Source organism: Streptomyces sp. YIM 98790 (genome assembly GCF_011421595.1).
In the GTDB taxonomy this organism is placed as follows: Bacteria; Actinomycetota; Actinomycetes; order Streptomycetales; family Streptomycetaceae; genus Streptomyces.
The window spans coordinates 1-4,399 of sequence record NZ_WTLH01000306.1 but is presented as its reverse complement, the minus strand read 5'-3'; the positions used below and the strand labels follow the sequence as shown (position 1 = coordinate 4,399).

The window sequence follows — 4,399 nt, the reverse complement described above, 5'->3', positions numbered from 1 at the left end:
GGGTGCGGCGGGGGCGGGCCGGGGCTTCGCCGCGCCGGCGCGCGGAGCGGCGTTCGGGCGCCGCGGGGGCCTGGGGCACCTGGCCCTTGAGCGGGCCCCAGTCGTTGGGGTCGGGGACGCCCGGGGGCAGCATCTGGCGGCGCTTGGGGCCGCCGTGCGCCGGTTCGCCCGGCTCCTTCGCGCCCGGCCAGGCCTTGGCCACCCGCGCGGCGAGCACGAAGTCCTTGCGCAGCGGGTGGCCCTCGAACGTCTCGGGCAGCAGCAGCTTCTCCGGGTTCGGGTGGCCCGGGAAGCGCAGGCCGAACATCTCCCGCGTCTCCCGCTCGTGCCAGTTGGCGCCCGGGTAGACGTCGGTGACCGTGGGCAGTTCGGCCGCGTCCCGGGGGACCGCGGTGCGCAGCAGCAGGCGGCGCGGGGCCGTGCCGGGCCGTGCTCCGAGTGCCACCACGTGCAGGCAGACCTGGAGGCCGGCCTCCTGCTGGTCCACCGCGCTGAGCCAGTCGAACCAGGTGCAGCCCAGGTCGTCGCGCGCGGCCAGCGCGGCGTCGTGCCAGCGCCCGGGCGGGACGTCCACGGTGAGCGTGTCGTAGGACTCGTCCGCGGTGGCGCCCTCGCCGAAGATCTGATCGGCCTCGCGGTCCAGCCAGCTCACCGCTCGCCTCCCCCGGGCGCCGCCGGCGGCGGGGTGAGCGGGCTGGTGAGTGCGGCGGCCGAGGGCGGCCGGGAGCGGTAGCGGTCGGCCGTGGACTCCTCGGCGATCTTCTCCTGGAGCTTGAGGATGCCCTGGAGCAGTGCCTCGGGCCGCGGCGGGCAGCCCGGCACGTACACGTCCACCGGGATGATCTGGTCCACGCCCTTGGTCACCGCGTAGGAGTCCCAGTAGGGGCCGCCGCAGTTGGAGCAGGCGCCGAAGGAGATGACGTACTTGGGTTCCGGCATCTGTTCGTACAGCCGCTTCACCGCCGGGGCCATCTTGTCGGTGACCGTGCCGGAGACCACCATCAGGTCGGCCTGGCGCGGTCCGGGTGCGAAGGGGATGACCCCGAGCCGGATGAAGTCGTGCCGGGCCATGGAGGCGGCGATGAACTCGATGGCGCAGCAGGCCAGCCCGAAGTTGAAGACCCACAGGCTGTAGCGGCGGCCCCAGTTGAGGATCACCTTCATGGGCTCGGGGGCGAGCCGGGCCAGCGGGCCGAGGCGGGGCGGGGGCAGCGGGGTCACGTCCATGTGAGCACGCCCTTTCGCCAGGCGTAGAACAGGCCGGCCGCCAGGAAGCCCAGGAAGATGAACATTTCGGCGAGGGTCACCCCGCCGAATCCGTCGGCAGCGAACACGGCCGCCCAGGGGAAGAGGAAGATCGCGTCGACCGCGAAGATCACGTAGAGGAAGGAGTAGAGGTAGTAGCGGATCTGGGTGTGTGCCCAGCCTTCCCCGACGGGATCGATGCCGCACTCGTAGACGAGCAGCTTCTCCGGGGTCGGCACCACCGGGCGCAGCAGCCGTGCGGCGGTGAAGGCCACGGCGACGAAGAGCGCGCCGACGACCGCGACCAGTCCGACGACCGCATAGCCGTGGAAGTAGTCCGGCACCTGGGTGGCCCCTTTGGTGGTGAGGTGTCGTGTTCTGATGTGGTGGCCGGCCGCAGTCGGCCGGCGGGCGCGCGGCCGGTTGACATCGGCCGGCCCGCCGTACGGACGGGAGTCTAGGGGGTGAGCGACCGGTTGTGACCGGTGCGTCCCGGGAACCACTCGATTCCCGGCCGGTTCTCCGGTCCCACCGGGGTCAGGGGCGGTCGCCCCGGCTGGTGGAGACGTCGAGCACGTTGTCCTCGTCGCGCAGCCAGACGGTCTGCTTGTCGGCGGTGACGGTGATGCCGATGCCGTCGGCCCCGTCCAGGCCCTGGGTCTCCTCGACGCCGCCGGCGGGGTGCCGCCGGAGGTGGTCGTCGCAGGGGGTGCTGGTCTGCGGCCGGGGCCGCACGTGCCCGCTGGCGGAGCGGCCGTCCTCGGCGACCAGCAGCACCAGGTGGCCGTGCAGGCCCCAGGGGACGACGATCCGGCCGCCGGGCCGGGTCTGTGCCACCCAGGCCCAGGGGATGCGCTCGGCGGGCGAGGTGGCGATCACCCCGTCGTAGGGGGCGCTGTCCGGCCAGCCGGCCTCCCGGTCGCCGGTCTCCACCGCGACCTCGGCGCTGATGCCGTCCAGCCGGCGGCGGGCCTGGTCGGCCAGGCGCGGGTCGGGTTCCACGCTGACCACGTTGCCGGGGCCGGTGCGCCAGGAGAGCAGGGCGGCGTTCCAGCCGCAGCCGGTGCCCAGTTCCAGCAGGTGTTCGCCGGGTTCGGGGGCGAGTGCGGCCAGCATGGCGACCACGGCGGCGGGTGAGGCGAGGGTGAGGACCGGCCGCCCGTCGGCGACCTGGACCACGGTGGGGTCGTCGGGGCCGGAATAGACCACGTCGGCCCAGCGGTCGGGCTGGGTCCAGCGGTCGACCGGGACGTAGAGCCGGCCCACGCAGTGGTAGACCCGGTCGGGGGCGAAGCGGTGGCGGGGCAGGGCGCCCACGGCATGACGTATCCAGGGCGCTTCGAGGGGCCAGTCGCCGCGCCACTCCATGGCATCGGCCAGCCGCCGTCGACGCTCACCGAACACGGCCGGCCCCCTCCTTCCCGGCGCGGGCCCCGGCCGGACCGGGCCGGGCCGGCAGCCGATTGTCCACGACGCCCTCCTTCGGTGTCCAACTCCTGTGACCAGATCATGACACAAAGTGAGAGCACCTGATAGACCGCCGGAGCCGGCCGCCGGTGGCAAGGCGGTGATTCGGCCGTCCCCGGTGCGGCGGGCACCTGGGACGGGCGGCACGGCGGAGGCGCCAGGATACGCGTGGGACGGAAGGTGGGGTTAGCCCCACCACAGGAGACCGACGTACCCCATGGCGGCCGCGGTCCGGCGACGGGCACTCTGGGGTTCGGGCAGGGGCCGAGCGGGCCGCGTGCCGTGCGGAGACGGAGGAAGGAAATGGCAGGCGCCATGAGCAGCACTGCGGTGCCGCGCGAAGCGCGGGACGCGGGCGAGCGGAGCGGCAGCGGCAGATCGCCGTGGAGCAGCGCGGTCTCCGTGATGGTCGGCCCGCGCACGCTGCGGGAGTGCCTGTACGCGCTGCTCAATCTCCCGATGGCGCTGTTCGCCTTCTGCTTCGCGGTGACCGCGCTGTCCACCAGTGCGGGCCTGCTGATCACCTTCGTGGGCCTGCCGCTGCTCTGCCTGACCCTGATCTCGTTGCGCGCCTTCGGCTATGTGGAGCGGGCCCGCGCGCACTGGCTGCTGCGGCTGCCGGTGCCCGGCCCGCGTCCGCTGCTGGCCAAGGGCCGCCGCGGGCTGATGGAGTGGATGTCGGCGGTGCTGCGCAGTGGCGAGTGCTGGCGCAGCACGGGGTACGCGCTGCTCCATCTGCCGTGGGCGCTGTTCACCTTCACCATGGTGGTGGTGATGTGGTCGCTCGCCTGGTCGGGGCTTCTCTACCCGCTGTACTTCTGGATGCTGGACCAGCGGGACCGCCCCGGAATCTCTGTGGACGGCACCGGCGGGGGCCTGGTCTGGGACACCCTGCCGGAGGCGCTGCTGGTGAGCCTGGCGGGTCTGCTGCTGCTGTATCTGTCCGGCTGGCTGATCCGGGGCATGGCCATGGTGGACCGGCTGATGGTGGGCGGGCTGCTCGGCCCGTCCGCGGCCGAGACCCGGGTGCAGGAGCTGGAGTCCAACCGCTCGGTGGTGGTGGACGCCTCCGCGGCCGATCTGCGCCGCATCGAGCGGGATCTGCACGACGGCGCGCAGGCCCGGCTGGTGGCGCTGGCGATGGGGCTGGGCCTGGCCAAGGAGAAGCTGGCCGAGGATCCGGAGGCGGCGGCGCGGATGGTGGACGAGGCGCACGGGGAGGTGAAGCTGGCGCTGCAGGAGCTGCGTGATCTGGCGCGCGGCATCCACCCGGCGATCCTGACCGACCGAGGGCTGGGTCCGGCGCTGTCCGCGGTGGCGTCCCGCTGCACGGTGCCGGTGGCGGTGGATGTGGACCTGCCGGAGCGGCCGGCCGAGGCGATCGAGGGCATCACCTATTTCATGGTCTCGGAGCTGCTGCAGAACGTGTCCAAGCACAGCCGGGCGCGCTCGGCCTCGGTGGACATCTGGCGGACCGGGGACCGGCTGATGGTGCTGGTGTCGGACGACGGCCGGGGCGGTGCCGACCCGGGGGCGGGCTCCGGGCTGGCCGGGCTGACCGAGCGGATCGCCGCGGTGGACGGCGCGCTGGCGGTGTCCTCCCCGGCGGGCGGGCCGACCACGGTGACCGCGGCGCTGCCCTGGCGGGACCGGCCCGGCCGCGGCGCCGCCTGAGCCCGGCTCCGGA

General features: G+C 73.7%; 5 protein-coding genes. 1 reads left to right on the top strand and 4 read right to left on the bottom strand.

The annotated features are described in order from the left end of the window. The 4 genes from GQS09_RS27175 to GQS09_RS27160 all read right to left on the bottom strand — a co-directional run. On the bottom strand, nt 1-652 hold a 652-nt coding region (locus GQS09_RS27175), incomplete at its 3' end, for an NADH-quinone oxidoreductase subunit C (protein WP_165990183.1). Continuing rightward, complete coding sequence (locus tag GQS09_RS27170; protein WP_165990182.1) at nt 649-1,227, bottom strand: NADH-quinone oxidoreductase subunit B; 579 nt, start codon at nt 1,225-1,227, stop codon at nt 649-651. The genes GQS09_RS27175 and GQS09_RS27170, both read right to left, overlap by 4 nt. Continuing rightward, on the bottom strand, nt 1,218-1,589 hold the full coding sequence (locus tag GQS09_RS27165; protein WP_165990181.1) for an NADH-quinone oxidoreductase subunit A: 372 nt from the start codon (nt 1,587-1,589) through the stop codon (nt 1,218-1,220). Before GQS09_RS27165 ends, GQS09_RS27170 begins: the two co-directional genes overlap by 10 nt. 193 nt (nt 1,590-1,782) lie before the next feature. Continuing rightward, nucleotides 1,783-2,649 (bottom strand): protein-L-isoaspartate O-methyltransferase, encoded by an 867-nt coding sequence (locus tag GQS09_RS27160; protein WP_313896365.1) that lies wholly within the window; start codon nt 2,647-2,649, stop codon nt 1,783-1,785. Between the two features lie 378 nt (nt 2,650-3,027). Between GQS09_RS27160 and GQS09_RS27155 the strand changes: the two genes are divergently transcribed. After that, entirely contained in the window at nt 3,028-4,386 is a 1,359-nt protein-coding gene (locus GQS09_RS27155) for a sensor histidine kinase (RefSeq protein ID WP_399552618.1), read from the top strand. The last annotated feature ends 13 nt before the right edge of the window (nt 4,387-4,399 follow it).